The organism is Flavobacterium sp. FPG59 (genome assembly GCF_002150205.1).
Lineage (GTDB): Bacteria > Bacteroidota > Bacteroidia > Flavobacteriales > Flavobacteriaceae > Flavobacterium.
Map to the genome: position 1 here is coordinate 1 of NZ_MTCA01000351.1, position 1,720 is coordinate 1,720.

Annotated in this window: 3 protein-coding genes and 1 pseudogene; all 4 read right to left on the reverse strand. The window is 28.7% G+C overall.

Annotated features, from left to right (window positions below; genetic code table 11):
- On the reverse strand, positions 1 to 360 hold a 360-nt coding region (locus tag FPG59_RS15870; protein WP_140344718.1), incomplete at its 3' end, for a hypothetical protein.
- Between the two features lie 103 nt (positions 361 to 463).
- A complete protein-coding gene (locus FPG59_RS15875) occupies positions 464 to 976 on the reverse strand; it encodes an Imm26 family immunity protein (RefSeq protein ID WP_086455508.1) in 513 nt (170 codons plus the stop codon).
- A complete protein-coding gene (imm40, locus tag FPG59_RS15880; RefSeq protein ID WP_086455506.1) occupies positions 969 to 1,319 on the reverse strand; it encodes an Imm40 family immunity protein in 351 nt (116 codons plus the stop codon). The genes FPG59_RS15875 and imm40 overlap by 8 nt, the downstream gene beginning before the upstream one ends.
- A gap of 159 nt (positions 1,320 to 1,478) precedes the next feature.
- Positions 1,479 to 1,720: pseudogene (locus tag FPG59_RS16910) on the reverse strand (hypothetical protein); the annotation flags it as partial.

Here is a 1,720-nt window from a genome sequence, read left to right on the forward strand (position 1 = left end):
GTCTTTAATAGTATTCGTTTCAAAACGAAAATTTTCACCACTCATTTGAAATTCTAATCCTTTAGGAATATAGTCATTATCCATTAAAGGACTTTTGTGAATGGTGTAATAATTTACCAAATTACCACCTAATATTTTCTGGATCTCTTGTTCAATAATATTAAATCGCTTTTCTGCAGTTAAGCCATGTGTAACAAATGTATCACCATACTCCAACCAACTAAAACGAATTCTAAAACCTTCATCCTGTGTGTTTTTGGTATAAAAAAAATTTGTGTCAACTTGATGAAATGTATATCCTTCTGCTTCAAGAAAAGCACATTCCTTTTTAATTGTTTTAATATATAATTCTCTGTTCATATTATTTTAATGAAGTCCCCTCTGGTGCTCGTTTACAACGAGCACCTAATTACTTAATTAATGAAAATAAAGCGTTTGCAACGCGGCTCTATTAAAGTAATGTCTATTCAAAATTTGGGTAAAATGGGAAGTCGTATTTTCCGTTTTTTATTCTATAAACTATACTTTCAGGATTTATAACCAATCCTATTTCAGCATTTCTATTTTCTCCTTCAAGTTTACCAAGATAGGTTGATTTTAGTTCTCCTATTCTCCATACATACCAATTATGTGAAACTTTTATAGGTTCTTCTCCTTTTATTGTTCCGTAATCATTCGTGTCTCGAAACAAAATATGATCAAAAGTCCCTACATTGTCTATAGTCCCTACTTTTTCCCAATACCCTAACTTAACCCCCCATTTTGTTACACAGTGGGCGTAAAAAAATATTTCATCTTTTACTATTTCGTCTAGATTTGGGTTTTCTTCTATAGCGTATATTTTTTTAAAACATCTAATTACATCACTATTCAGTTGTTTCAAGTCATTTGTTATATATTGAAAATAACGCTTTGATTTATCATCAATTTTAACAACAAAAACATCTCCTTTTTTTATCATTACTAGTTTAATCATTTTTAAATTCATCTAGTACGAAAGCAAAAAATATTTGGCTAGCTTCAGTATATGCAATATTATAATTCATAATGAACTCCTTTGCTATTTTTACACTTCTTTTTGTAAATTCAATATCAGTTTCATTTGAAAATTTATTGCAATACCAATTATCATAATTAGGTTGAAAAAAATCATATGACAATACGTAAACATCTCCACCCAAAATAAAGACATTTAATTCTTCAAATCGATTCAAAACTTCCAGTGCGTCCTTCTTCAAAAAAGCCCAATTATATATCCCTGCTTCATGAAGGGGGTAACTTTTTTTTAACAATTCGTCAATCTGTTTTAATTTATTCATACTTTATTATCTTGCATTAAACAATCTTTCTGGTGGTCGTTTATGACGAGTATCTGTTTGTACTAGCAGTGAGAGGGTCTGAAATTAATAGCAGAAAATAATTTAGAAATTTATGATTTACTATCTGCTACGAACATAGAAACCGGCTATTGCGCTGTACTACCTGAACCCACCAAAATATTTATTAACTAAAAAACCAGTAAGCAAAAAGAAAATAATTGAACCGAGAACAAAAATAAAAACAAAAATATTACCTAACATTTTCTTATTTTCACTTTCGTTGATAAACCTTTTTTCAATATCAAGGTATATTTTATCTTTTCTAAAATACCAATAATTAATAGAATAAATTAAAAATGCATGACATAAACCAATAATCATAAATGTACTACTTGACATTG